22 protein-coding genes and 3 pseudogenes are annotated in these 22,093 nt (G+C 72.2%); 10 read left to right on the top strand and 15 right to left on the bottom strand.

Annotated elements, in window-relative coordinates; translation table 11 throughout:
• The first annotated feature begins 240 nt into the window (after window positions 1-240).
• Entirely contained in the window at window positions 241-648 is a 408-nt protein-coding gene (locus ACZ6JS_RS27760; RefSeq protein ID WP_469301893.1) for a PPOX class F420-dependent oxidoreductase, read from the top strand.
• 234 nt (window positions 649-882) lie between these two features.
• Here ACZ6JS_RS27760 and ACZ6JS_RS27755 read toward each other — a convergent pair whose 3' ends face one another.
• From ACZ6JS_RS27755 to ACZ6JS_RS27740, 4 genes are all read right to left on the bottom strand, one after another.
• Entirely contained in the window at window positions 883-2,370 is a 1,488-nt protein-coding gene (locus ACZ6JS_RS27755; protein ID WP_469301892.1) for an eCIS core domain-containing protein, read from the bottom strand.
• Between the two features lie 414 nt (window positions 2,371-2,784).
• Complete coding sequence (locus ACZ6JS_RS27750; RefSeq protein WP_469301891.1) at window positions 2,785-3,897, bottom strand: sensor histidine kinase; 1,113 nt, start codon at window positions 3,895-3,897, stop codon at window positions 2,785-2,787.
• The gene (locus tag ACZ6JS_RS27745; RefSeq protein ID WP_469301890.1) at window positions 3,890-4,585 is read right to left on the bottom strand and encodes a response regulator transcription factor; all 696 of its coding nucleotides are present in this window, start codon (window positions 4,583-4,585) and stop codon (window positions 3,890-3,892) included. The genes ACZ6JS_RS27750 and ACZ6JS_RS27745 overlap by 8 nt, the downstream gene beginning before the upstream one ends.
• Before the next feature lie 40 nt (window positions 4,586-4,625).
• Window positions 4,626-5,333, bottom strand: a complete 708-nt coding sequence (locus ACZ6JS_RS27740; protein WP_469301889.1) for a VanZ family protein — start codon at window positions 5,331-5,333, stop codon at window positions 4,626-4,628.
• 79 nt (window positions 5,334-5,412) lie between these two features.
• Between ACZ6JS_RS27740 and ACZ6JS_RS27735 the strand changes: the two genes are divergently transcribed.
• Both ACZ6JS_RS27735 and ACZ6JS_RS27730 read left to right on the top strand, forming a co-directional pair.
• Window positions 5,413-5,793, top strand: coding sequence for a hypothetical protein (locus ACZ6JS_RS27735; RefSeq protein WP_469301888.1), 381 nt, complete (start codon window positions 5,413-5,415; stop codon window positions 5,791-5,793).
• 60 nt (window positions 5,794-5,853) lie between these two features.
• A complete protein-coding gene (locus ACZ6JS_RS27730) occupies window positions 5,854-6,708 on the top strand; it encodes a hypothetical protein (protein WP_469301887.1) in 855 nt (284 codons plus the stop codon).
• Window positions 6,709-6,824: 116 nt separating this feature from the next.
• Here ACZ6JS_RS27730 and ACZ6JS_RS27725 read toward each other — a convergent pair whose 3' ends face one another.
• Window positions 6,825-7,280 (bottom strand): hypothetical protein, encoded by a 456-nt coding sequence (locus tag ACZ6JS_RS27725; RefSeq protein WP_469301886.1) that lies wholly within the window; start codon window positions 7,278-7,280, stop codon window positions 6,825-6,827.
• Window positions 7,281-7,366: 86 nt separating this feature from the next.
• Between ACZ6JS_RS27725 and ACZ6JS_RS27720 the strand changes: the two genes are divergently transcribed.
• A complete protein-coding gene (locus tag ACZ6JS_RS27720) occupies window positions 7,367-8,101 on the top strand; it encodes an alpha/beta fold hydrolase (protein ID WP_469301885.1) in 735 nt (244 codons plus the stop codon).
• Between the two features lie 25 nt (window positions 8,102-8,126).
• Here ACZ6JS_RS27720 and ACZ6JS_RS27715 read toward each other — a convergent pair whose 3' ends face one another.
• The 7 genes and pseudogenes from ACZ6JS_RS27715 to ACZ6JS_RS27685 all read right to left on the bottom strand — a co-directional run bounded on the left by ACZ6JS_RS27715 (window position 8,127) and on the right by ACZ6JS_RS27685 (window position 15,498).
• Window positions 8,127-9,329: a vWA domain-containing protein gene (locus ACZ6JS_RS27715; protein ID WP_469301884.1), complete on the bottom strand. Its 1,203-nt coding sequence runs from the start codon at window positions 9,327-9,329 to the stop codon at window positions 8,127-8,129.
• Window positions 9,330-9,345: 16 nt separating this feature from the next.
• Window positions 9,346-10,557: an AAA family ATPase gene (locus tag ACZ6JS_RS27710; RefSeq protein ID WP_469301883.1), complete on the bottom strand. Its 1,212-nt coding sequence runs from the start codon at window positions 10,555-10,557 to the stop codon at window positions 9,346-9,348.
• On the bottom strand, window positions 10,554-12,227 hold the full coding sequence (locus tag ACZ6JS_RS27705) for an ankyrin repeat domain-containing protein (protein WP_469301881.1): 1,674 nt from the start codon (window positions 12,225-12,227) through the stop codon (window positions 10,554-10,556). Before ACZ6JS_RS27705 ends, ACZ6JS_RS27710 begins: the two co-directional genes overlap by 4 nt.
• Window positions 12,224-13,363 carry a leucine-rich repeat domain-containing protein gene (locus tag ACZ6JS_RS27700; RefSeq protein WP_469301880.1) on the bottom strand — a complete coding sequence of 380 codons (1,140 nt, stop codon included), beginning with the start codon at window positions 13,361-13,363 and terminating at the stop codon, window positions 12,224-12,226. Before ACZ6JS_RS27700 ends, ACZ6JS_RS27705 begins: the two co-directional genes overlap by 4 nt.
• Before the next feature lie 87 nt (window positions 13,364-13,450).
• Window positions 13,451-13,523, bottom strand: a pseudogene (locus ACZ6JS_RS27695).
• A 459-nt stretch (window positions 13,524-13,982) separates the two neighbouring features.
• Window positions 13,983-14,330 (bottom strand): hypothetical protein, encoded by a 348-nt coding sequence (locus tag ACZ6JS_RS27690; protein WP_469301879.1) that lies wholly within the window; start codon window positions 14,328-14,330, stop codon window positions 13,983-13,985.
• 538 nt (window positions 14,331-14,868) lie between these two features.
• Window positions 14,869-15,498, bottom strand: coding sequence for a hypothetical protein (locus ACZ6JS_RS27685; RefSeq protein WP_469301878.1), 630 nt, complete (start codon window positions 15,496-15,498; stop codon window positions 14,869-14,871).
• 329 nt (window positions 15,499-15,827) lie between these two features.
• Here ACZ6JS_RS27685 and ACZ6JS_RS27680 point away from each other — a divergent pair, with 329 nt between their 5' ends.
• From ACZ6JS_RS27680 to ACZ6JS_RS27670, 3 genes are all read left to right on the top strand, one after another.
• Window positions 15,828-16,082, top strand: a complete 255-nt coding sequence (locus tag ACZ6JS_RS27680; protein ID WP_469301877.1) for a hypothetical protein — start codon at window positions 15,828-15,830, stop codon at window positions 16,080-16,082.
• Window positions 16,083-16,097: 15 nt separating this feature from the next.
• Window positions 16,098-16,646, top strand: a complete 549-nt coding sequence (locus tag ACZ6JS_RS27675) for a phosphatase PAP2 family protein (protein WP_469301876.1) — start codon at window positions 16,098-16,100, stop codon at window positions 16,644-16,646.
• 273 nt (window positions 16,647-16,919) lie between these two features.
• Window positions 16,920-17,648 carry a DUF2625 domain-containing protein gene (locus tag ACZ6JS_RS27670; RefSeq protein ID WP_469301875.1) on the top strand — a complete coding sequence of 243 codons (729 nt, stop codon included), beginning with the start codon at window positions 16,920-16,922 and terminating at the stop codon, window positions 17,646-17,648.
• Here the strand turns inward: ACZ6JS_RS27670 and ACZ6JS_RS27665 are convergent.
• Window positions 17,598-18,384, bottom strand: a pseudogene (locus tag ACZ6JS_RS27665) (IS5 family transposase). The gene ACZ6JS_RS27670 and the pseudogene ACZ6JS_RS27665 sit on opposite strands and share 51 nt — an antisense overlap.
• A gap of 202 nt (window positions 18,385-18,586) precedes the next feature.
• The gene (locus ACZ6JS_RS27660; RefSeq protein WP_469301974.1) at window positions 18,587-19,048 is read right to left on the bottom strand and encodes an SCO4225 family membrane protein; all 462 of its coding nucleotides are present in this window, start codon (window positions 19,046-19,048) and stop codon (window positions 18,587-18,589) included.
• 220 nt (window positions 19,049-19,268) lie between these two features.
• On the opposite strand from ACZ6JS_RS27660, the gene ACZ6JS_RS27655 reads away from it, so the two are divergent.
• Entirely contained in the window at window positions 19,269-19,766 is a 498-nt protein-coding gene (locus tag ACZ6JS_RS27655) for a hypothetical protein (RefSeq protein ID WP_469301874.1), read from the top strand.
• A gap of 764 nt (window positions 19,767-20,530) precedes the next feature.
• Here the strand turns inward: ACZ6JS_RS27655 and ACZ6JS_RS27650 are convergent.
• On the bottom strand, window positions 20,531-21,109 hold the full coding sequence (locus ACZ6JS_RS27650; protein ID WP_469301873.1) for a TetR/AcrR family transcriptional regulator: 579 nt from the start codon (window positions 21,107-21,109) through the stop codon (window positions 20,531-20,533).
• Window positions 21,110-21,201: 92 nt separating this feature from the next.
• Here ACZ6JS_RS27650 and ACZ6JS_RS27645 point away from each other — a divergent pair, with 92 nt between their 5' ends.
• Together ACZ6JS_RS27645 and ACZ6JS_RS27640 are read left to right on the top strand one after the other, a co-directional pair.
• Window positions 21,202-21,648 carry an anthrone oxygenase family protein gene (locus ACZ6JS_RS27645; protein ID WP_469301872.1) on the top strand — a complete coding sequence of 149 codons (447 nt, stop codon included), beginning with the start codon at window positions 21,202-21,204 and terminating at the stop codon, window positions 21,646-21,648.
• A gap of 29 nt (window positions 21,649-21,677) precedes the next feature.
• Window positions 21,678-21,791: pseudogene (locus tag ACZ6JS_RS27640) on the top strand (IS5/IS1182 family transposase); the annotation flags it as partial.
• Window positions 21,792-22,093: the final 302 nt, after the last annotated feature.

Below are 22,093 nucleotides of genomic sequence, written 5' to 3'. Positions count from 1 at the left end.
CATGTGCGGATCGCCGGATCGCCGGATCGCCGGATCGCCGGATCGCCGGATCGCCGGATGGGGTGCCGGGCGCTCCGGCGGCGCGCCGTCGCAGAGGAGATCCGGCGCGCCGGTGATCCGACACCGGAAGCCGCGCCGTCACGATGAGTGGCTTCGTCGCGGTCTATCGTGACCCAGGGTCAGATGTTGTAGGGTTCCGTGCCGCTGGCACGGGACGCCCTTCCGGAAAGGCTTGCGCCCGTGTCTGCTGCACTCTCCGATGATCTGAAGCGCATCATCGACGATTCCCCCATGTTCGCGACGGTGGCGACCATCCAGCCCGACGGCAGCCCGCAACTGTCAGTGACCTGGCTCATGCGCGACGGCGACGACCTGCTCATCTCCACGACCGAGGGCCGCAGGAAGGAACGAAACCTGCGCCGTGACCCGCGCATCACCGTGATGATCAACCCGCCCGACGCCCCGTACACCTACGCCGAGGTCCGCGGCACGGCCGAACTCACTTCGGAGGGCGGCCAAGAGCTGATCAACGAGCTCTCGCGCAAGTACACGGGCAAGGACTACCGGGACTTCAACCCCGCCTCCGTCGACGACGCCCCTCGCGTCGTGGTCCGGGTCGTACCCCGCAAGGTCGTCGGTTCGATCTAGGTCGTCTCTTCCCGATCCTGCCGGTTGAGCCCGCGTCTTCCGGTGCCGTGCGTCGCAAGGGGGAGGGTGCCCGTGTCCTTGGGTGTACTCGGCCGCGGCGACAACGCGGCCAGGTGCGGCACCGGACGACGAGGGCCCGGCAGGTTTCGGAAGCGACGGCCCGGTCCGCCGGAACCCGCGGCTGCCCCGGGAGCCGGGCCGACCCGGCCCGGAGGCGTCCACGACGAGCTGTGACTAGGCGGCCAGTTCCTGCTGGGCTGCCGCGCCGGGCAGTTCCTTCCCGGACCTGTTCTTGACGAGTTCGACGTTCTCGACGAACAGCTGGAAGAGCAGCTGACTGGCACCGAGCTCCCGGCCGTTCTTGCCGTTGTTGCCCTGCGCGATGCCCAGACTGTAGGGCTCCTTGTCCTCCGCCTTCACACCGATGTACCCACCCAGCGTGCCCTCGTTCGCGTTCGCGTTCTGGTAGGCCCCGCCGTCCGCGTTCGCCTTGCGGATCAGGTCGTTCTTGTATCCCGGCCCGAGTGCCATGTGGTCCTGGTTGAAGAGGAGTTCGTGGGCGCCGGGTTTCAGTGTGAACTTCAGCTGGACCGCGTAGGGAGCACCCTGGGTGTCGTAGTAGCCGTCGGCCTGTCCCTGGTCGCCGAGGTGGGCCCCGATCGTCAAACCGGTCAACCCCTTCTGCCTGAACTCCTTCGCCGTTCCCCCGCCGCCCTTGATGTAGTCCGTCAGCTCGCTTCGCGAGGCCTCGTTTCCCCAGTAGGTCAGGGCACTGTGGGCCTCTTCGAAACTCATGGAGCGGTACAGTTCCATCCGCCCGGAGCCTTCGGCGACGTTCTCAAGATCGGCCAGGAGCCGGGGGCCGACGGTCGCGATGATTTCATCGATCTTGCGCGGAGGCTTGCTGGCCTTGAAGCCCTTCGCGTTCTTCTTGGACGCGGTGATCTGCGCGGTCTTGGCCTTGGCGGCCGCGCTGCTGGATCCGCCCACTCCTGCCTTGTCCTCCCAGTACTCGACCGTCAACCGGTCCTGGGGGTTCTCGACGCGCTGGACCGAGGGACCGGAGCCGGGCGTGGCGGCAGGCGCGGCATGGCGCTGCACGTCCGTGGCAGCGCGGTGCCCGGGTGCCATCACCCGGCTGGCGTTCGCCTCCGCCTCCCGTTCGAACCGGTCCGACGGGTCGGAGACCTTCAGCCCCGATCCGTTGTCGGTACCCGCGACCGGCCCCTGGCGCTGCTGGATGACGTGGGTGAGTTCGTGGGCGAGGGTGTGCCGGTCACCGCCGCCCGCTCCGATCACGACGTGGCTGCCGGAGGTGTAGGCGCGGGCCCCGACCTCGGCGGCGGAGGCCTTGGCGGCGCTGTTGTCATGGATGCGGACGTCGGAGAAGTCCGCACCGAGGCGGGTTTCCATGTCGCTGCGGGTGGCGTCGTCCAAGGGGCGTCCGGGGGCACGCAGGACGTCGTGCACGGCGGACCGCTGCACCGCACGCTGTTCGGGCCCCTGATGCCCGCATCCTTCGGTGTGCTGGTGCTGCTCCTTGGCCCGGTCGGCACTCGCCCGCCGGAGCATCTGTACGACCGCGGCGTTGCCCGCACTCGCCTGTAGCCCCATCAGCCCCGCGGGCCCCGCGGCAGCCTGCTGCGGAGCCGCGGAAGGGCGGGAGGACTGCAGCAACGGGTCGTCGGTCTTCTGCGTCGGGCGGGGGTGCCTGGGACTCACGCGATCGCCTTTCCGTACGTCGGGGAAGCCGCTTCGCGCGGCTGCCGGGCCACACCCCCGACAGGGCGATCACCCATCGTGACCAGGGGCTCTGAAGCATTATCAGCTGACTTCCCGATGCGAAGCCAACGATCGGCGCCTGACGTTGACTCTCTGCCCGGACGTACATCCGGCCGTGCAACCGAAGTGCCCGTTGAGGCAGACCCGTCAGGGCCCCCACCGCGGCGGGCTGCCCCGTGGTGATGTCGCCCCGTTCCCGCAGGAGTGAGGTGAAGACTCCGAAGCGCCGGGCTCCCGGCCAAGCCCTCGCATCCCGCGGAGGACGCCTCACGCAGCTCCTCGGGAGGCGGCTCCACACGCGCCCAGGCCGCACCTTGCAGGGCCCAGCGTGAGACCCGGGCCCATGGCGGCAGCTCAGGCGGATTGCGCGACGTGGGACGAAGCCCGGGGCGCGGCGGCAGGGAGGCGGACCGTGGCGACGAGGCCGCCGGAGGGGCGCGCGGCCAGGTCGAGCGTGCCGTCGTGGGCGCGGACGATGCTGTGCACGATGGCCAGACCGAGGCCGACGCCGGCGTGCTCGTCGGTGCGCACGCGATCCGTTCCGCGTCGGAAGGGCTCGGTGAGGGTCGGCACCAGGTCCTCGGGGAGCACGCGGCCCGTGTTCTCGACGCGCAGCACGCTCGTGTCGCCGTACGTCTCCGTGTGGACGGTCACGGTGCCGCCGGCGGGCAGGTTGTGTACGACGGCGTTCTGGACGAGGTTCGTCACCATCCGCAGCAGCAGCTCGGCGGAGCCGCTGCCGGGGGCCGCGCCGCCGGTCACCTCGAGGGTGATCCGGCGCTCCTCCGCGAGGGGAAGCAGGGTCTCGGCGGCTTCTTCGGCGAGCAGGGACAGGTCGACGCTGTCGCGGGTGAAGTTCCCGCGGTCGCCGCGGGAGAGGAGCAGGAGGGCCTCGGTGACGTCGATCGCCCGCGTGTTCACGGCGTACAGGCGCTCGACCAGTTCACCGGGGTCCCGCCGGGGATCCTTGCGGGCGACGTCGAGGAGCGTCCGCGAGATCGCCAGCGGGGTGCGCAGTTCGTGGGAGGCGTTCGCTGCGAACCGTTGCTGCTCGGCGACGTGGGACTCCAGCTGTTCGAGCATCGAGTCGAACGCGTCGGAGAGTTCACGGAACTCGTCCTGCCTGCCCTCCATGCGGATCCGGTGGGACAGCGACCCCTTCCCGGCCGTCCGTGCAGCCTCCGTGATCAGGGTCAGGGGCCTGAGCATCCGTCCGGCGAGGAGCCACCCGCCCAGCAGGCCGAAGGCGAGGAGGAAGGCCATCGCCACGGCCGCGGCGGGGACGAAGGTACGCACCAGCAGGTAGCGGTTGGGGGAGACCCCGAGAAGACCCTGCGAGTTGTCGGGAACGTAGCGCAGCAGGAACCACCACACCACCGCCATCAGGAGGGCGCCGGCGACGAGGAGGAACCCGGCGTAGCTGAGGGTGAGCTTCAGCCGGGCGCTGAGCCCCGGACGCCTACGCACGCGTGCCGCCGGGAGCGGTGGGGTCCGTACCGGTGGCGATGCGGTAGCCGACCCCGGCCACCGTCGCGATGATCCACGGTTCGCCGAGCCGCTTGCGCAGCGCGGACACGGTGATGCGCACGGCGTTGGTGAGCGGGTCGGCGTTCTCGTCCCAGGCCCGTTCCAGCAGCTCCTCCGCGCTGACGACCCCGCCCTCGGCGGCCACGAGGACCTCGAGCACGGCGAACTGCTTGCGGGTGAGCGCCACGTAGCGTCCGTCGCGGAACACCTCCCTGCGGAAGGGGTCGACCCGCAGCCCCGCGATCTCGCGGACCGGGGGCCGGGCGTACGCGCGCCTGCGGTCGAGCGCCCGCAGGCGCAGGACCAGCTCGCGCAGCTCGAACGGTTTCGTCAGGTAGTCGTCGGCCCCCAGCCCGAACCCGGAAGCCTTGTCGTCGATCCGGTCGGCAGCGGTCAGCATGAGGATCGGGATCCCGCTGCCGGAGGCGACGATGCGGCGGGCGACCTCGTCGCCGGACGGGCCTGGGATGTCACGGTCGAGGACCGCCAGGTCGTAGGAGTTGACGCTGAGCAGTTCGAGGGCGGAGTCGCCGTCGCCGGCGATGTCGGCGGCGATCGCCTCCAGCCGCAGACCGTCACGGACGGCCTCGGCCAGGAAGGGCTCGTCCTCCACGATCAGTACGCGCATGCCGGAAGCCTAAGCGGCGCACCATATCGCCGCCGTATGCTCAGCCCGCCGACGCCGGTGCGGGTCGCGGCCCGTCCGACGGCGCCCGGCGCCCCGTACGCCACCAGCGGCGCGACGCCAGAGCGGCCAGCGTGGCACCGGCGGCGTTGACCAGTACGTCGTCCACCGACGACACCCGGTCCAGCCACAGCACGTACTGTGCGGTCTCCACCAGGACGGAGCAGCCCGCCCCGACCGCCAGGACCCGAGGTACGGACGCCAGCGCCGCGAACCGCATCGGGGCGAAGAACCCCAACGACGCGAAGACCAGCAGGTTGCCCGCGATGCCGAGCGGCCCCATCGTGACCAGATCCCGCAGCGGTACGAGGCTCACCCGGCCCGGCACCACGCCGGCCCCGGCGCCCGGCATCAGGATCATCCACACCCACGGCGCCGTCCCGTGCACCATGCCCACCTCGGCCAGCGACAGCCGCCACGCCCTCGAAACCCCCGCGGCACGGCGCCGTCGCGCCAGAAACCACGCCACCAGCACCGCCAACGGCAGCGTGACCAGCGTCATGAGCACCACGCCGTTGAACGTGTCGTAGCAGCCGTGCCACCGCCCGGCCATGCACGTCGGCGCCGACATCATGAGCGGCTTGCGCAGGACGAACACCGCGCCCGCCAGGCCGAGCACTGCCAGGCCGAGGAGGACGATCCCGCTCGTGCGGCGGGGCGGTGACGGCGGCGTGGACACGTAGTCGATCATGCCCCCATTGCAGTCGCAGGGCCGTTGCGGCGGCGTATGCGGTTTTCGATACGCCCGCGATACACGCGATCATGGCCGGATGCCCACTTCGCCTTCTGCTCCTGCCCTGACGGAGCCGTGGCTGCGCGGCGTCGCGGCCAACCAGGGAGCCCCGGCCGAGGTCCTGCTGCGCTTGCTGCACCCGGCCGCCGGAGCCGCCCGGCAGATCCTGTTCGAGGAGCGCAGTCTGCCCGATGAGGTCGTGGCCGCGCTGGTCGCACACCCGGAACCCAAGGTCCGCCGGTCGTTGGCGCACCACCCTCACGTCACCCCGGCTCAGCGCGGCCGGCTGGTCGACGATCCCCACGTCCTGGTCCGCGCGTCGGTCGCCGGAGGGCCCCACCCGCGCCCGCGTCCGCCGCTCCCGCTGCCGGAACGACCCCGATCCGGACGTCCGGGGAATCCGCCGAGTACTGGGTGAGCAGGGAGGACCCGACCGCCCTGGGGGCGGTCTTTCCCGCTCCCGGCCACCTACCGGTGGATGGTGCTCAACAACTGCGCGCTGTCGGACGCCGTCCTCGAGGCGGCCCTGGCCGATCCGGAATTCCGCAGGGCCGTCGCAGGCAACCCCTACACGCCCCGGCAGGCCGTCGCTCGGCTCGCCCGTGACGCCGATCCCGAGGTACGCGAGCGCGTCGCCGCCCGGCCCGACCTCGATCCGGCGCTGTGGGCCGACCTCGCGGAGGATCCCCACGAGCGGGTGCGCACCCGCGCCCGGGTGCAACCGCTGCCCCGCACCGCAGCCGAGTGCCTCGCCGTCGACCACGAGACGCGGGCGGACTGCCGCGACTGCGTCTGCCGGGTGCTGGAGCCCTCCACGGAACCGGACCCGGACTGGTTCCGGGCATGCGCCGAGTCCGGGGAGGTGATGCTGCGACTGGCGGCCGCGAGATGTGCGACGCTGCCCGCCGACCTGGTGGCACGCCTGGCGGAGGACCCGGTCGAGGACGTCCGCCACCGCCTCGCCTCGTGGCACCCGCTGGCCCCCGCCGAGACCGTTCCTCGCGGCCTTCGTCGCCCGTCCCCGGCAACGCCCCACCTGCTCATGCAGTCCAGGCTGCCGCGGACCGGCCTCTCCCACCTGCTCGACCACGAGGACCCGGAGGTACGAGCACTGGCCGCCGCCGATCCGACCCTCGGGCGGGCTCCGGCGGAACTGCTCACCGACCCGGACGACCGCGTCCGGCGGACCGCCGCGGCCAACCCGCTCTTCAGCGGGGACGACGTGGAGGCACTGCTCCACGACCCTGCTACCGCCGAGGGCGCCGCGGCCAACCCGGGACTGCCGGCCGCCCGCCTGCACGCACTGCTGGACATGGCGGACCTGCCGCGCTGACGGTCCGACCGCGTCCGCCCGCGCCGCCGGACAGTGCGCCGCCACTCAGCGTTCGAGGCTCCACCTCCGGTGGCGCGCCGACCCGGTGGCGCAGGACCCGCAGGCGGTGGCCCCCGTCAGCGGACTCGGCCGGAGAGCCACGGCGTGAGCGAGACGCCCGGGACGAGCTCCTTGTAGGTCTCGTCGCCGGGAAGGGGGACGCAGAGGCGGTAGCCCGGAGGGAAGAGCCGTCCCGTCACGAAGGCCAGTCCGCTGTAGACGGCCGTCAGGAACGCCGGGACGCAGTCGCGGGGGAGGTCCTGGAACTCCACCCCGTCCACCGTGATCGCCGCGTCGTCGTCCGGGAAGAGCCGGATACTGACGGCCGGGCTGCCGCCCAGGTCCACGAACGCCTCGTGGGGCAGTGACCCGTCGGGATCGGCGACGGAGAACAGCGGCGCGGAGCTCCTCCGCGACGTCCGGTCGGCGCCGATGTCGTGGGCGACGGTCATGGCCCGTCGGTACTCGGCCGCGACGGCCCGTATCGCGGCGACGGCCGACTCGGTGGTCGGCAGGTGGGGACGATGCGTCATGCTCCAGATCATGCCGTACCCGTCCCGGCCGCGAACTGCCGCGCCGGTAGGGTTGGTTCGAGGAGATCGTGGATCAAGGGGGACCCATGGCGGCTGCGGACGCACCACCCGTCGTCTTCGTGCACGGGACGCGGTTCAGCGCGGGCCAGTGGAGCCCGCAGCTCGCCGCACTCCGGGCGGACTTCCACGTGACCGCCGTGGACCTGCCGGGCCACGGCGCGCGCTCCGCCCAGCCGTGGAGCCTCGCCGCGGCGTCCGAGGTCATCGCGGCCGGGGTGCACTCCCTCGACCGCGGACCCGCTCTGGTCGTCGGGCACTCCCTCGGCGGTTACGCCGCGCTCGAGTTCGCGCGTCGCCACCCGGACCTGCTGCGGGGGCTGGTCCTCGCGGGTGCCAGCGCCTCGACGACCGGCGTGTGGGCGCTCCCGTACCGCTGGGCCGCCGGGCTCGTCCCGCGCATACCGGCCGACCGGCTGACCCGGTGGAACGACCGGCTGCTGCGCCGGCTCTACCCACCCGAGGTGGTGGGGGCGACCATCCGCGGCGGCTACGCGTTCCACACCCTGCCGACGGCCTGGGGCGAGGTGCTGGGCCGCTTCGAGGCGGGCGCGATGCGTCATGTGGACGCTCCCGTGCTGATCCTGAACGGCGAGAAGGACAGCGTCTTCCGGTCCGGCGAGAGGCAGTTCGCCCGCGCACACCCGCACGCCCGCATCGAGCTGATCCCACGGGCGGGGCACCTGGCGAACTTCGACGATCCCGACGCCTTCACCGACGCCGTCCGCCGCTTCGCCCTGCAACTGCCGGTGCGCAGCCGATAGCAGCTCGCAGCGCGGAGACGGCAGGCTACGTCGCGCCGGGGCCGGCCACGCGTACGGTCTCCACCCAGGACGGGGGAGCGGGCGGGTCCTCGCCGATCAGCGCGGCGATCAGACGGCAGGAAGGCGTCTCTTCCGGCCACGGCGTGTACCCGTCGGTCAGCACGACCACCATGTTCGGCCGGTCGGGCAGGGCCAGCGCCGCGCCGATGCCGACCCGCATGTCCGTGCCCCCGCCGCCGGCCAGGGTCACCTCCCCGGCGCTGCGCACCCGTGTCACGGCGTGCACGTCGGCGTCGCAGGCGAGGACGGCGACCCGGTTGCCGCCGACGCCGACCTCCCGCAGGACGCCGGTGACTTCGGCGAGCGCGGCCGCGAGGTCGTCCGGTCCCATCGACCCGGAGGTGTCGACGACGACGGCGACCCGCGGCAGCGGCCTGCGCAGGCTGGGCAGCACCACCCGGCCGCCGAGCGCGGGCGTGCGGCGCGAGGGTCGGCGGTACGTGTAGTCGACCGCGCCGGCCGCCCAGGCGGCGGCCTCGCGCACAGCTCCCGCCAGGGCCTGGCGCCAGTCCACGGTGGGTTCCAGGAGCTCCTCGGCCCAACGGGCCCAGCCCTGCGGGACCCGGCCCCGGGTGCGCAGGTGGGCCCGTACGGCCTCGGCGGTCTGCCGGCGCAGCGCCTCCGCCTCGACCGGGCCGACCCGGGCGGGGCCGCCGTCCTCGCCGAGCTCCCAGGGCGCGGGCGTGCCGTGGGCGCCGGAACCGCAGTCCGGCCCGTGGGGCGTGGGGGGAATCCCCGGCAGGTACCCCTCGAACAGGCCGCCCGTGGGCAGGTCGAAGAGCCTGGGCTCCATCCGGCCCTCGGGCAGCGCCAGCCCGTCGGCGAGCAGGTCGTCGTTGATCTCGCAGTCCTGGGCGATGTTGACCCGGACATGGTCTCGCTGATCGGCGGCGGGCAGTCGCTCCGCCCGGCCGTGGTGGTCGCGCAGCAGGTGCGCCACCTCGTGCACCCACACCCCGGCCAGCTCGACGACCGGGGTCGCCTCGACGAAGGCGGGGGACACGTAGCAGCGCCAGTGCCGGTCGACGCCCATGGTGCGCACCCCGGCCGAGGGGACCACGGTCAGGGCGTACAGCGCCGAGGCGAGGTACGGACGGGTCTCGGCCGCCTTGTACCGGGCTGCCAGCAGCTTCGCACGGTCCAGCTTCGGGGCCGGGTCGCGTCGCACGGCGGACGGCCCGGTCTCAGCCGCCGCCCGGCAGCGCGCCGGACAACTGGAGCAGTTCCACGAAGGCGTCGATGCCGGCGGGCACCGGCCAGTCGAGGTCGCGCATGGCGGCGAGGTCCGCGGCCGCGCGGGCGGCGACGTCGGGCACGCCCGCGTCCACGGCCTTCGCGAGGACCACCCAGGCCGCCTCCCAACGGGGGCGCGTGAGCTCGCTCTGCACGGCCGCGACCACGGCGATGAGGAAGGCCAGCTGCCGGTCGCCGCGCTCGGGCAGGGCGAAGGCGTCGGGATCGGCCAGTACCCGGTCCGGGTCCGGCAGGTCGAGGTGCTCGAGGTAGGAGAGCAGCTCGATCCCGGCGGCCTCGCCGACGGCGCCGGTCAGCGCCGCGGCCAGCGCCTCCCGGCCCGTCGAGGCCGCGTACGCCGTGGCCAGCAGCCGCAGGGCCATCTCCCAGGTACGGGGCGACGGCCAGCCGCGCCCCCGCCCGGCAGCCTCGGCCGGCATGTGGTGGACCAGACCCGGCCGGGCGGTGAGGAAGCCGGACACGGCTCCCCGGGCGCGGGCGACCGCCCCGGAAGCCCTGCCGGGATCGACGGTGGGGATCGCCACCTCTGGCCAGGTGCCGGCCATGCCGCGGGCCACGGTGCGGGGGTTGTGCGTCCAGTCGAGGTGGACGAAGCGGTTGGCGAGCGGCGGGCTGAGGTGCCAGCCGTCCGCGGCGCTGGCGGGCGGATTTGCCGCGGCGACGATCCGTACCGCCGCAGGGAGTTCGAGGCTGCCCACCCGGCGCTCCAGGACCACGCGCAGCAGGGCCGCCTGCACGGCCGGCGGGGCGGAGGACAGCTCGTCGAAGAACAGCAGCCCGTGGCCGGTACGGGCGAGACGCACCGCCCAGTCCGGAGGCGCCATGGGAACGCCGGTGACGGCGGGGTCGTCGCCGACGATGGGCAGTCCGGAGAAGTCGGAGGGCTCGTGGACACTGGCGATGACGGTCTCCAGCGGTACGCCGAGCGCGCCGGCGAGCTGCTCCATTCCGGCGGACTTGCCGATGCCGGGCTCCCCCCACAGGAGGACGGGCTGATTGGCCGTCACGGCCAGAGCCAGTGCCTCCAGTTGGGGGTTGGCGGCGGGCTCGGTACGGGTGGCGCTCAGCCGGGCGCCCAGGGCGTCGGCGGCGGCCAGGGCCCGGGCGGGCTGCGCCCCGTTCGCATGCGCCTGCGCACTCATGCGTCGTCCTCCTCGGCCTCGTCCTCTTCTTCCTCCCGGTACTCCATGTGCTCGTCGAACCAGTCGGCGCCGATGTCGGGGAACTCCTCGTCGACGCGGTCCCGGAGGAATGCGAGGTCGGTCCGCTTGTAGCGGCGGATCTCCTGGGACAGCGACAGCTCCATCTCGTCGATGACGTCGATCCGCGCGCCGGCCGCCAGCAGGGCCTTCACCAGGTCCGCGGAACCGCCCCAGTGCACAGCCGACAGCAGCGGGGTGCGGTCCGCCTTGTCCCGGGCCTCCAGGTCGAGTCCGGCAGCCAGCAGCCGAGGCAGGAGCACCTCGTGGTCGAGGAGGTGGAGTACGTGCAGCAGCCCGCGTCGGCGGGCGTCCCGGATCCGGGGGTCCATCCCCGCGTCCAGGAGTGCCACCACACCGGGGGTGTCGCCGTGCTGGACGCGCAGGAAGAGCTCGTGCCGCTGGGCCTGCAGGCCGCGCGGCAGCCGCCCCTCGCCCGTGGTCCAGATCTGCTGGACGGCGAAGCACCCCGACACCGCGCCGCCGAACGCCCGCATCGCGCGCTCCCGTTGCTGTTCCTCGGGGGTGTGCGGCACCTGCAGCACGCCGTCCCTCGAACGAACCTCGTGCCACCCGCCGCGGCAGCGCACCCGTACCGGCCCGCCCACCTCGGGACCGGGCGGGCCGGCCGCAGGACCGGCTTCGGGGAACAGCGCGGCCGCCACCAGCGGGTGCAGTTCGCGCGGGGAGATCCGGCCGCTCCGTACCAGCTCCAGATCGGGGAGCCGCTGCCAGGCGTACCGGGGCAGCAGCGGGACGCAGGCCGCCTCGGCCGGTTCGATGACGCGGGCCCGGAGCGCGCCGGGACCGGCGGGTTCCAGCAGGAGGGAGCAGCGCCAGTTCAGCGGGATCCGGTACCGGTCGCCCGCCCCGGCCGCCACGAGCCGCACCGCCTCCGGCGCGAGCCGGGTGAGGTCGACGGGCATCTGCGCGAGGAGGGCCGCCGGGTCCGCCGGGCGCTGGTACTGCCGCGCGGTGGGGACGGTCAGGTCGCAGGTGATGCCCGCCGCCTCGAAGGCGCCGACAACGTCCCCCGCGGCCCGCAGCCGGGCGATCCGCTCGGCCAGGCCCTCCGGTTCGGCGAAACGCGTCCCCAGCTCGGATGCGCGGCGGGCATCCCAGAACGGCCGGATCGACGTCCAGTCCTCGGGGACGAAGCCGCGCCCCGTGTACTTGTTGTACTCGTGGGTGACGGGTGCGCACTGCAGACGCAGCCTCTGCGGGCCCTCGGTCATGAGGGGCGTCGTGACCGACAGCGCCGGCTCACCGGGACCGTCGTAGGTGGCGAGCACGATCCGCAGGTCGGTGGCGATGGTGGTGCGGCCGCCCAGGAGGCGGGGCAGGTGCCAGCGCAGCAGGTCCGGCGCGAGGTGGCGCAGGTCCTCCGCCACGGCCTCGGCCACGGCGGCCCCGTAGCGGGCCTCGATGTCGGGCAGCTCGAAGCCGATGTCCACGGCGGCGGCCGCGCAGGCCGCCCGCCAGTCGCCGGCCAGCCGGTGCGCGGTGGCCTGCTCGATCATCCAGCCGGGCACGGCGTGGCGGCGGATCCGCTGCCACGCAGGGCCGTCCTGCGCCGTGAAGCCGCCGGCGAGTACCGCGTGCGCCAGGCTCACCGGTACACGCTGCCTATGGCTCGTACGTCGGGGTGGGCGGCCCGGGCGGGGCGGAGCCGCTCGGTGAAGGAACGCTTCACACGGCGGGGGAGTCCGGGGCCCAGTCCGACGTACTCCAGTCGGCTGTCACCCCGCACCGCCGCGAGCAGGCTCTTCGCACCGCGCCCCGTCAGGCCGGTGTGGCGCAGCTCCAGCCGGCGCAGGGGGCTGCCGGGGAGGGCGGCGGCCAGCGCGTACGCCCCTTCGTCGCCGGGGTGGTTGCCTGGGGCGCCGAGGCTGCGCTCGGACAGGGTCCGGCCGAGGTCGAGCGCTTCGATGCCGCCGAGGGAGGCCGCCAGCGCGCGCGCTCCGGCGGCGCCGATTCCGTTGCCGCCGAGGCCGAGGCGGACGGGGTGCGCGGAGTCGGCCGCGGCGGCGGCGAGGACCGCGACGCCCTCGTCGCCGAGGTGGTTGGCGGGGACGTACAGCTCCCGCACGCCGGCCACCCGGATCAGGTCGGCGAGCAGCGGGGCGGCGTCGGTGCCGAGGCCGTTGCCGCCGAGGAAGAGCCGTTCGAGGGGCTGCCCGCGCTCCACCAGGGCGTCGAGCAGGAGGCGTACGCCGTCGGCGCCGATCCCGGTGTTGACCAGGTCGAGAGTGCGCAGGGCGGTGTTGCGGCGCAGCAGCGCGGCCAGAATGCGGGCACCTTCCCCGTGGAGCGGGTTCCGCTTGAGCCACAGTGCGCGGACGGTGGTGTCGGCGGTGAGCGCGCCGGCGAGGGAGCCCAGACCGTCGGGACCGATCCGGTTGCAGCCGAGGTAGAGGGTGTGCAGCCCGTGGCCGTCGCCGGCCAGGGCCTCGGCCAGGGCGCGGGCGCCGGTGTCCGCGATGGCGTTGGTGCCCAGCAGCAGGTGGATGGCGTGCGGGGAGGCGGCCGCTGCCGGGAACAACCGGGCCGCCCCGGCCGGGCCGAGACCCTGCTTGCAGAGGTCCACGCGGCCGTCGGCGCGCAGGGTGCCGAGCGGGAAGGCCTCGTCCGTCTCGACGGGCCGGTCCGCGCAGAGGCGGGCGAGCAGCGGGTCGAGGCCGGCCGGGTCGGCCGGCGGCAGGTCGGGGTGCTCGATCGCGGGGCACCGTACGGGTGTCGGCTGTGTCATCACCACTCCACCGGTTTCCTTCGCCGGTGCCCGGCGTCCATCACGACTTGAGAAGACGATTTACTGCGGATGCTGCGGAAGTAGACGCAAGACCGGTCGGATTCGAACCGACGTCCTCCAGCTCGATGCGTGGGCGCGACGACCTCTGCGCTACGGCCTTGCTGCCGGTGATCATACCCACACGGCGGCCGAAAATCGATCACCAGTTTGGGCATCGGGTCGAGGGGCGATGATCGCGCATGGTTCGCCTTCCTCGGGCTGTGAGACGCCGACGAGCAGCCTCTCCAGGACACGGGGCGGCTCGCTCCGGAGGTGTGGGGTCGCCGCCGCCGGCGTCGGGCCGTGCGCACTGCCGGCGCTACGGCGTCGGCGCGCACTCCGTTCTCCCGGACCGCCCCGCTGATCCGGTCCGCGCCGTACGGTGGAGAGGCAGGTGGCAGCGAGCGGCCCAGGCCACCTGCCAGCCCGCAGCGGCGCTCCCACCCCTCCCCCTTCAGCGCCCTGCGGGCCCAGGCCACGCCGGTTGTCCAGGACGCGCGGGCGGCTGAAGGCGAAGAGCAGGGCGAGCCGACGACCGGGCGCGGTCCGCTGCGGCACAAGACATGGATACGGCCGAGCATCAGGGTGCCGCATCCAGGGCGTCGGCCCGTCCTTCAAGATCGGCGGCGATGCCGTCCCAGTCAGGCCCGTGAGCATAAAGGCTGCACGCTGCCTCCCTCATCAGCGTTGGTTCACCGGGCTTCTGCAGGAGAACGAGCCGGTACGCGAGGTTACGGATCCGAACAGGCAGGTAGCCGTCGACCAGGCTCGGGCACAGTTCCCGCAGCATGGCCAGAATCGCATCGGCATGGGCGAACGTCAGCTCCTCGATGAAGAGGGCCTCATCGTGCTGACCGTCGCGCGGCGGCGTGGTCCGGTACTCGTCCCCGAAAACACATCGGGCATGGTCCGTCAGCGTGGCGTGCATGGACCGACCCTGCGTCGCGACGACCCGCCGGACAGGAGGCCTCAGCCACCGCCCGCCCGCCACTGACAGCCCCCTGGCCCTGGTGGGCAGGATCCGCTCCTGCCGGGTACCGCACCCCGCAAGGAGGTCGGCGAGGAGGCGGGCGTGACCACGGACTCCGTCAACCGTCACCGCCGCGGCGTCCGACGCCCGACACCACACGTCGCCGCGACGCAGATCGAGGAAGCCGCACGGATGCGCCGGCAGCCCCTCGTCGCAAGCGCCGCCGTCCGCAGGCGGCGGCCACCGGCGGGATCGCCGTCGAGACCCGGGCCCGCTTCGGCTGGCTTCACCGCCCCCCTCGGCACGGGTCGTCGGCGTCCGGGACTCGCGCGTCGAAGAGTCGCTGGACGTAGGCGGCGGGAACGGACGGTGAGGCAGCGGACCCGGCCGCCGTCGGTGGTACTGCGCGCGATCGTCGCCGGGGGACTGCAGAGACCAACTTCGGAGACCTACTTCAAGGACGGCGGAATCCGCGCCGTCCAGCTCCGGGTCGAGGTCACAGGGCCCCTCCGTCGGGGTGCGCTGCGCGGCCGGCGAGCCAGACGGCGATCCGGTTCCGCAACTCCTCGGCGCGGGGATAGTCCCAGCGGGCGTACCACTCCAGCTCCCGCAGGACGTTCTCCGAACGGTACGGATGGCTCACCGCCGTCACATCGACACCGGCCTCTCCCGTCGAACAACTGATGTACACGCTGCTGTCGAGCGCCATCATGCCGAAGCCCGGGTGGCCCGCGCGGACACCCAGGAAAGACGCCGCGCCCCGGCCCATGATGTCCCAGCGGTCCAGGAGACGGACCCGGGTCCAGGCTGTCGGCGGGGGACGGTGGCCCCAGTGCATGTCGTGGAGCCACGTCCCGTGCGTGATGGTGGCCCGGGGGAGCATGAGGAGGAACTCGCGCCGGTGGTCGAGGAGCCCCGATGTGAGCGCCAGGTCGTACCAGTCCTCGTTGAGACGCTGTACGAGTCGCGGGGTCTCGTAACGGTGTGAGAAGCCGCCGACCACATCCTCGCGGCCGTATCCGAGGACGACCGGCATCGTGCCGTCCGGCACGGCGTCCGGGATCACTTCGAGGCCGGCCCGCCGCAGCGGCCGGTACAACTTGCGTTCGCGCTCCTGAATACCCACAAACCAGTTTTCTACCAAGGTCCCTGCGTCAAGAACCGTCCGCCCCGATCCTTCCCTGTTGCGGACGCTCGGAGGACTGCTGCCGGTCCAAGCACGGCGTCGGTTCCGGCGCTTCCGCCTGAAGCCGCGACCCCGATACACCCGGGCTTGAGCGCATCAAGAGAGACCGCAGCCGATCGGCCTCTGAGGAATCTTCCGCGATCCCTCAGAGGCCGATCGGCTGAGAGAACTGTCGATACTCCACGGAACGCGAGGCGTCATCCATGCCGACACCCGCCTCGTCGTGGTGGCGTGACGGTGGCCCGTTCCATACGACCAGGGAGCGCCCCGTGGCCACCGCACGCGAGATCATGACCGGCAGGAGCCGATTGCATGGGCGCGGAGGAACCGGTCCTCAGGCCGCGAGCAGGACGAAGCAGCTGGAGGTCGGAGCGCTGCCGACCTGCGGCACGGACGACCGGTCCAAGGACCCCGCGCAAATGAGAGCCGACGGGCTCGCCCAGGACGAGCAGCCCTACGCAGCCTGGGACACCCGTAAGTGGAGCGACGAGGAGCGCCGCCACCCGGGTGAAACGCCCAGGTGAGGGAAGCTGTCGAACATGGATGTCCTGTCGTCATTGCGCAGCGGTGATCATCGACTGACCAAACGGATGGCCGCATGGGATTCCGCCTGGGCCCGGCAGCTGCTGCCGCCGGTCGAGGAGGCGGTCGAGCACACGAAGCTCTGGTGGGCGACCGCAGCGGTCATGGCGGCCGCCGGAGGTTGGCGCGGCCGCAAGGCGGCCGCCGCCGGGATCACGGCCATGGCGGTGGCGGAGCTGATGTCCGACGGAGTGGTGAAACAGCTCGTCGAGCGGCGCCGACCGCCCAAGGAGTGGGTCCCGCACCCCGACGTCCAAGATCGCCCGGACAGCTCCTCCTTCCCCTCCGGCCACACTGCCGCCGCCGTGGCGTTCACCGCGGCCGTCGCCCCCACGTGGCCGTGGGTCGGCGCCGCATGCTGCGTACCGACGGTGCTGGTGGCAATCGAACGGGTTCACAGCGGCGCCCACTATCCGTCCGACGTGGCAGCCGGCGCCGCCATCGGCCTGGCCGCAGCCGGGCTCGTTAGGGCGACGCCCTGTCTGCTCCTCCACCGCCTGCGGTGACCGGTGGCCGTCGGGACGTCGGCTGGCTGGCGGGTATGCGCGCCGTGAGGGCAGCATGCGCACTTCGAGAGCCCCGGGTTCGTTCTTGCACTGCCGTTCCCCTGGAAGCACCCCCAGAAGAGGAATCGGCCCGCTGGCCGGCGCGGCACAGGTTCCGGTCCCAGCCCAGTCTTCGAAGCATCCAGTTGTGCCTCAGAGGTCATCTCGATCGGCGGGTGGCCCGTCGAAGCGCCCTGCTGGTCGTGTAAAAAGTGTGGGTGCGACGATGCGGGCATGCGTGAACTGAGCCAGCTGGTCGACGTTGCGGAACCGGCCTGGCCGGAACTCAGGCAGACACTCGATGCCGCGCCAGTGTCCGTCGAGGTGCTTCCGGCCGACAGCGACCTGGGCAGGGGATCACTTCTCCAGTTGCAGGTCACGGCCAGGTCGTATCTGGGCGCGGTGGTCCTGCACTGCGGCGGTCTCCTGGTCGACGACGGATGGTTGCGGGTCTTTGGCAGCCCCGTGGATGGGGCACTGCATGGGGTGCCGGGCCTGGCCCGGATCAATCAGTTCCCGGGAGCGTTCGACTCGGAGTGGCGAGCGGATACGGGCCTGGTGGTGGCACATGACGTGCTGGGCGGCGTTTTCGCTCTCAACGGCGGAGATCCCGCCGGCACCGGCCGCCCCGGGGCTCCGGGAGAGATGGTTTACTTCGCCCCGGATTCGCTTCGCTGGGAGGCTCTGGGTGTCGGCCACTCGGCGTGGATGACCTGGCTGGTGTCCGGGGCTCTTGACGAGTTCTACGCAGATCTTCGCTGGGCCGGCTGGCAGGACGAGGTCCGGGCGCTGAAGCGCGATCAGGGTTTGTCACTCTTTCCGCCGTTGTGGTCTGCCGAGGCACGCCAGGACCTCTCTGCGACCAGTCGTCGTGCGGTGCCGATGACGGAGCTGCTCGGCGTCGCCCGGGACTCATGCCGGCAGTTCGATGGGGTTGATCCGGGCTTTCTCGGCGCCGCGTGAACCGCTCGGGCGGGCCAGCCGGCGGTAGCAGATCAGGGTGGCGGCGATTCCGGCGAAGGCTGGGAAGTGTTCCGCCTTGCGCTCGTAGCGACGGGGCAGGCGGCGGCATCCGGCAAGCCACGCCACCGTCCGTTCCACGGTCCAACGGTGGCGGCCCAGCCGCTGGGAGGACTCGATGCCCCTGCGCGCGATGCACGGGGTGATGTTCCGGGCGCGGAGCCACCTGGACCGGATCGGCGGGATACCCCGCACCAGAGGCTCCAGGCCCTGACTGTCGTGGGTGTTCGTGGCAGATATGCCGACCGACAGGGGCAGACCGGTCCGCTCGGTGAGCTAATGGATCTTTGATCCCTTCTTGCCGCGACCTACGGGATTCGGACCCGTGAGGTCCCCCTTTCGCTGCCCGCATGTTGACGGAGTCGATCGCGCACCGCGCCCAGTCCAGGGCGCCGCGGGCGCCGAGTTCGTCCAGGACCAGGCGGTGGAGCCTGCCCCGCACCCCGGCCCGACTCCACGCGGTGAACCGCCGGTGCGCGGTCGGCCCGGAAGGACCGAAACCCGGCGGCAGCTGCCGCCACGTGCAGCCCGTCGCGGCCACGAACACCGTGGCCGCCAGAACCTGCCGATCCCCATACCTGCGCCTGCCGCCACCTTGGGGTCGCACCGGAGCAGCCGGAACCACCCGCTGGAACAGCTCCCACAACCCATCCGGCACCAGACGCTCCACCATCGCCATTACGGCCGCCAGCCTAGTGATCAAAGCAGTTGAGATGACCTCCAAGGCCTGTCCGGGAACCCCCGGCGGGCGTACGACGACAGCCATGGCGCCTCGCCGCGTGGTTGGAACGCCCGGATCCGCCCAGTACGCGGACGCTCCTCCGCCGTGCGATGCACCGCATCCGACGCCGCGCGCCGACCTCCGGGGCTACGGACAGCCCTCAGGCTGCCGGTCGCCCATTCCACCGCCGGGTCCAGCAGCGGAGCAGGGCCCAGATCGCCGCGGCGTTGATCAGGGCGCCGACCAGGAGCGGGATGTAGAGGCCCAAGGCGTCCCACATCTCGGGCTTGTCGGCCACGGAGGTGTCCGGTGCCCAGTCGGGAGGCAGCGGGTCCCCCACCGAGGGGAAGTCCGTGGGCAGCGGGGTCGGAGGCTGCGCGCCATAGGAGGGCTCCACCATGGGCGCCTGTTCCGAGTCCGGCCCTACGGCGGCCGCCGCGGCTCCGAAGGAGCCCAGCAACAGGAGACTGACCGGCGCCGTGACCAGGAGGGGCCAGATGGCGCCCATGCCGACCTCGTGCCCCGTCCGACCTGCCACCTCGAGCCACACCACCATCGCGGCGACCAGCGCCAAGTACCCACCAGGCACCCACATCTCAGGCTTCGACCAGCGGCGTTCCATCACGTTCCCCGTTCCCCTTCGTCCTGCAACCAGTGTCGAAGCTGCCGGGAGCGGCCACCTGAGTACGCTACTCACCGTGTGACGCCTTGCGTACCTGGTCAGAGCCGTGCGCGTCGCCAGCGGAGCGGCTGAAGCCGTGCGCGCGCCTGCACTCCCACGATCACCACCGCGCCACCCCGCGCTAGCAGGCGAACCACCCGCCTGTGCCGAGGCTCGGTAGTTGCACCGTCGACGCCGGATAACCTGGGGAAGGAACCAGGGCGAAGCCGTCGTACTGGTCACCGGAGAGGCGCTGCAGTTGTCACACGTGGTCGGCAGTTGGGTCGCGCAGGCACCGGCGCACAGCGTGACTCGCGAGGCCCTGATCGCCATGCTTCGCGATCAGACCCCGGCTTGCGGACCTGCCCGTGACGCCTTGATTGCCAGCGGTGCCTTCGCCGTCTGGGACGGTCTGGTCCCTGCCAACCGTCACGCGGGCGTGTTCGGGAGGCGCATGCGCACAGCTGCTCGGCGTGGCCACGCCGTCGAAGGCCTCGCCGCCAGTGTCGGCGTCCTCCGGCAGGCCGGGGAAGAACTCCTGCGTACCGGCCGCATCGACTCTGTGGACATGTCCTCCGTGTTCACGGTCTTCCTGAACTCCTCAGCGACAGAAGTCCTGGCCTGCGCCGGAGGGCCGCGGCCCAACCCCCTGCAAACGCCGGCAGACGTCCCCGAGTGACACCGCGCTGGCCTCTGTGTCAACTCCCTCGCTCGGACAACATGTTCCGGGTGGGCGTGACCGCCCCGCGTTTCTCGGAATGAGACGTCGATGTAGTCGATCCGATGAATTCGAACGACCGGGCGCGCTCGGGCAGCGAGGCACGCGGTGCTCGGGTCCAGGCCGACCGCATACAGCAGCGCGCCCTTCTCATCCGGGAGCAGCTCCACCTCCTGCAGTCCGCAACCACACCCGGGAGCGAGTGGAGCGCGCGCCGTCCGGGCCGCTCCGTGGAAGACCATCGCGGGGTGGACGTGCTCCCGACCCGCGAGGCCGGAGCGTCGGCCGCCTGGCTGATTCGTCACCCCGGAGTGGAGATCGTCTGCCGGGACCGGGCCGGCGCCGACGCCGAGGTGCACGACGCGGTGCCCCGGACGCTTTGCAGGTCGCCGACCGCTTCCACCTGTCAATGGGCCTCGGCCGAGCCGTGGAGACCGGCGGTGCCGCCCATCGCGACTGCCTGCGCGACCTCCCGCCCGGCAGCATGCTGCCGTAGGCCGCCCGCTGGCTTCCGGCCGACGGCAGGAGGACCGGGCGCCCCTCGAACAGCGGGCTGGGTGCGCGAAGGCCGCGCACGCCCTCGTCCGCGCGCTCCGGGTGGGCCCCCGCGGACGGACGTACCGGACGGACGTACCCCTGACCACGACGTTGCCGCGGTCGGCCGGCCGCCCAGGCGACGGGGCCCGCGGCGGTCCCGCCGCCCGCCGCCTGCCGCCGGGACGGTGTCAGGCCACGGCGAGGCGGTCCACGAGCAGCTTCAGCCTCCGTTCGGTGTCCTCCGGCGGCAGCCGTCCTGCCCGGGTGAGGGTGGCCAACCCGTGCAGGGCTGCCCAGAACACCTCGGTGAACAGTCCCGGGTGGACGTCGTTCCCGGCGACCTCGCCGAGGCTTTCCAGCAGGGCGGCGAATGCGTCCTTCAGGGGTTCCGGGGTGTCCTCGTGCGCGAAGGCCAGGCCGCCGTCGAGTTGGAACATGGCGTCGTAGACAGCCGGGTTGTGTTCGGCGAACCGGAGGTAGGCGCGGGCGAGGGCGGTGACCCGGGTGCGGGGGCCGTCCGCGGCGGAGGCTGCGGCCCGCACGGCCGAGGCCATCTCGGCGGCTCCCTGGAGGGCGACGGCGCCGATGATCTCGCGTTTGCCGCGGAAGTGGCTGTAGAGGACGGGCTGGCTGTATTCGATGCGTTCGGCGAGCCGGCGGGTGGTGACCGCGTCCCAGCCTTGTTGCTCGGCGAGTTCGCGGGCCGACGCCACGATGAGGCGCTCGCGGTCCGCCCGCTCGCGCTGCTTGCGTTCCTGTACCGACATGATTCGATCCTAGCAGCGCTAGACAACCAAGCGATGGCAGTACTAGCGTTGCCTCATAAGCTAGCAATGCTAGATGCCAGGAGGGGTTGTCAATGCTCAACGTGCTCGAGGTCCTCACCATCGTGGTCGTCGGCGTGATGGTGGGGGTGGAGTTCTCCGTCGCTTTCGTCGTCAACCGGATCCTCAACGCCCTCCCGGAGGACAGCGGCCAACTGGGCCGTTCGCACGGGGGTCGAATGCTCGGCGCGGTGATGCCGGTCTGGTACATCGCCTCGCTCGTCCTCGTCGCAGTCTGGGCAGCCGCCGGATGGCACCGCCCCGGCGCCGGCCTCGTCGTCACCGCCGGCGTGCTGCTGATCCTCAGCGTGGTCATGTCGCTCCTGCTGCTTGTCCCGATCAACAACCGGGGCAAGACGTGGACCCCCGAGAACCGGCCTGCAGACTGGAAGGAGCAGATGAACCGCTGGGAGCGCTACCACTACGTCCGCGTCGCCGTCATCATCACCGCCTTCGCCCTGCTGGCCGCCGCCCTCACCTGACACCGCCGCGGCCCCCGACGTGCGCTGGGGCAGTGATCCCGCAGCCCGCCGACCAGGCCGCGAACCGCAAACGGCTCGGCCGCCTCGGTGGCCGTCCGCCGGCCTTCGACCGCGAGGCATACAAGCAACGCAACACAGTCGAGTCTTGTCGTAGCGGGTGGCCAGACCGCGCGCGCCACTGCTTGGCCTGTTGCTGCACCGCCGCCACCATCTACCTCGCCGGACTGCACATCGCCGCCATCCTCATCTGGTCCGCGCGGTGATCCGAAAGGAACTGCCTGGCCGAGAAGCTGAAAAGATCGACCGGGCCGCCTTCGACGGTTACGAGGGATTCTCCGGCCCGGCTCCTGGACCGCCGGCACTGCTGAATCGTCGGCAGAGCCTGGGGCTGTCGGTCCCGGCCGTGCACGGATGCCCAGGACCACGGCTGAGATGATCTTCCTGT

The sequence above is a fragment of the Streptomyces sp. NPDC046349 genome (assembly GCF_055587885.1).
The sequence above is the reverse complement of the archived record's forward strand: the minus strand, read 5'-3'. Positions and strand labels throughout refer to the sequence as shown.

What these genes read in the sequence shown, in the direction of transcription:
- ACZ6JS_RS27745 (WP_469301890.1), bottom strand. Translation starts at nt 4,585, where the DNA reads ATGCGCGTACTGATCGTGGAGGACGAGCCCTTCCTGGCCGAGGCCGTC.
- ACZ6JS_RS27740 (WP_469301889.1), bottom strand. Translation starts at nt 5,333, where the DNA reads ATGATCGACTACGTGTCCACGCCGCCGTCACCGCCCCGCCGCACGAGC.
- ACZ6JS_RS27735 (WP_469301888.1), top strand. Translation starts at nt 5,413, where the DNA reads ATGCCCACTTCGCCTTCTGCTCCTGCCCTGACGGAGCCGTGGCTGCGC.
- ACZ6JS_RS27730 (WP_469301887.1), top strand. Translation starts at nt 5,854, where the DNA reads ATGGTGCTCAACAACTGCGCGCTGTCGGACGCCGTCCTCGAGGCGGCC.
- ACZ6JS_RS27725 (WP_469301886.1), bottom strand. Translation starts at nt 7,280, where the DNA reads ATGACGCATCGTCCCCACCTGCCGACCACCGAGTCGGCCGTCGCCGCG.
- ACZ6JS_RS27720 (WP_469301885.1), top strand. Translation starts at nt 7,367, where the DNA reads ATGGCGGCTGCGGACGCACCACCCGTCGTCTTCGTGCACGGGACGCGG.
- ACZ6JS_RS27710 (WP_469301883.1), bottom strand. Translation starts at nt 10,557, where the DNA reads ATGAGTGCGCAGGCGCATGCGAACGGGGCGCAGCCCGCCCGGGCCCTG.
- ACZ6JS_RS27700 (WP_469301880.1), bottom strand. Translation starts at nt 13,363, where the DNA reads ATGACACAGCCGACACCCGTACGGTGCCCCGCGATCGAGCACCCCGAC.
- ACZ6JS_RS27690 (WP_469301879.1), bottom strand. Translation starts at nt 14,330, where the DNA reads ATGCACGCCACGCTGACGGACCATGCCCGATGTGTTTTCGGGGACGAG.
- ACZ6JS_RS27675 (WP_469301876.1), top strand. Translation starts at nt 16,098, where the DNA reads ATGGATGTCCTGTCGTCATTGCGCAGCGGTGATCATCGACTGACCAAA.
- ACZ6JS_RS27670 (WP_469301875.1), top strand. Translation starts at nt 16,920, where the DNA reads ATGCGTGAACTGAGCCAGCTGGTCGACGTTGCGGAACCGGCCTGGCCG.
- ACZ6JS_RS27660 (WP_469301974.1), bottom strand. Translation starts at nt 19,048, where the DNA reads ATGGAACGCCGCTGGTCGAAGCCTGAGATGTGGGTGCCTGGTGGGTAC.
- ACZ6JS_RS27650 (WP_469301873.1), bottom strand. Translation starts at nt 21,109, where the DNA reads ATGTCGGTACAGGAACGCAAGCAGCGCGAGCGGGCGGACCGCGAGCGC.
- ACZ6JS_RS27645 (WP_469301872.1), top strand. Translation starts at nt 21,202, where the DNA reads ATGCTCAACGTGCTCGAGGTCCTCACCATCGTGGTCGTCGGCGTGATG.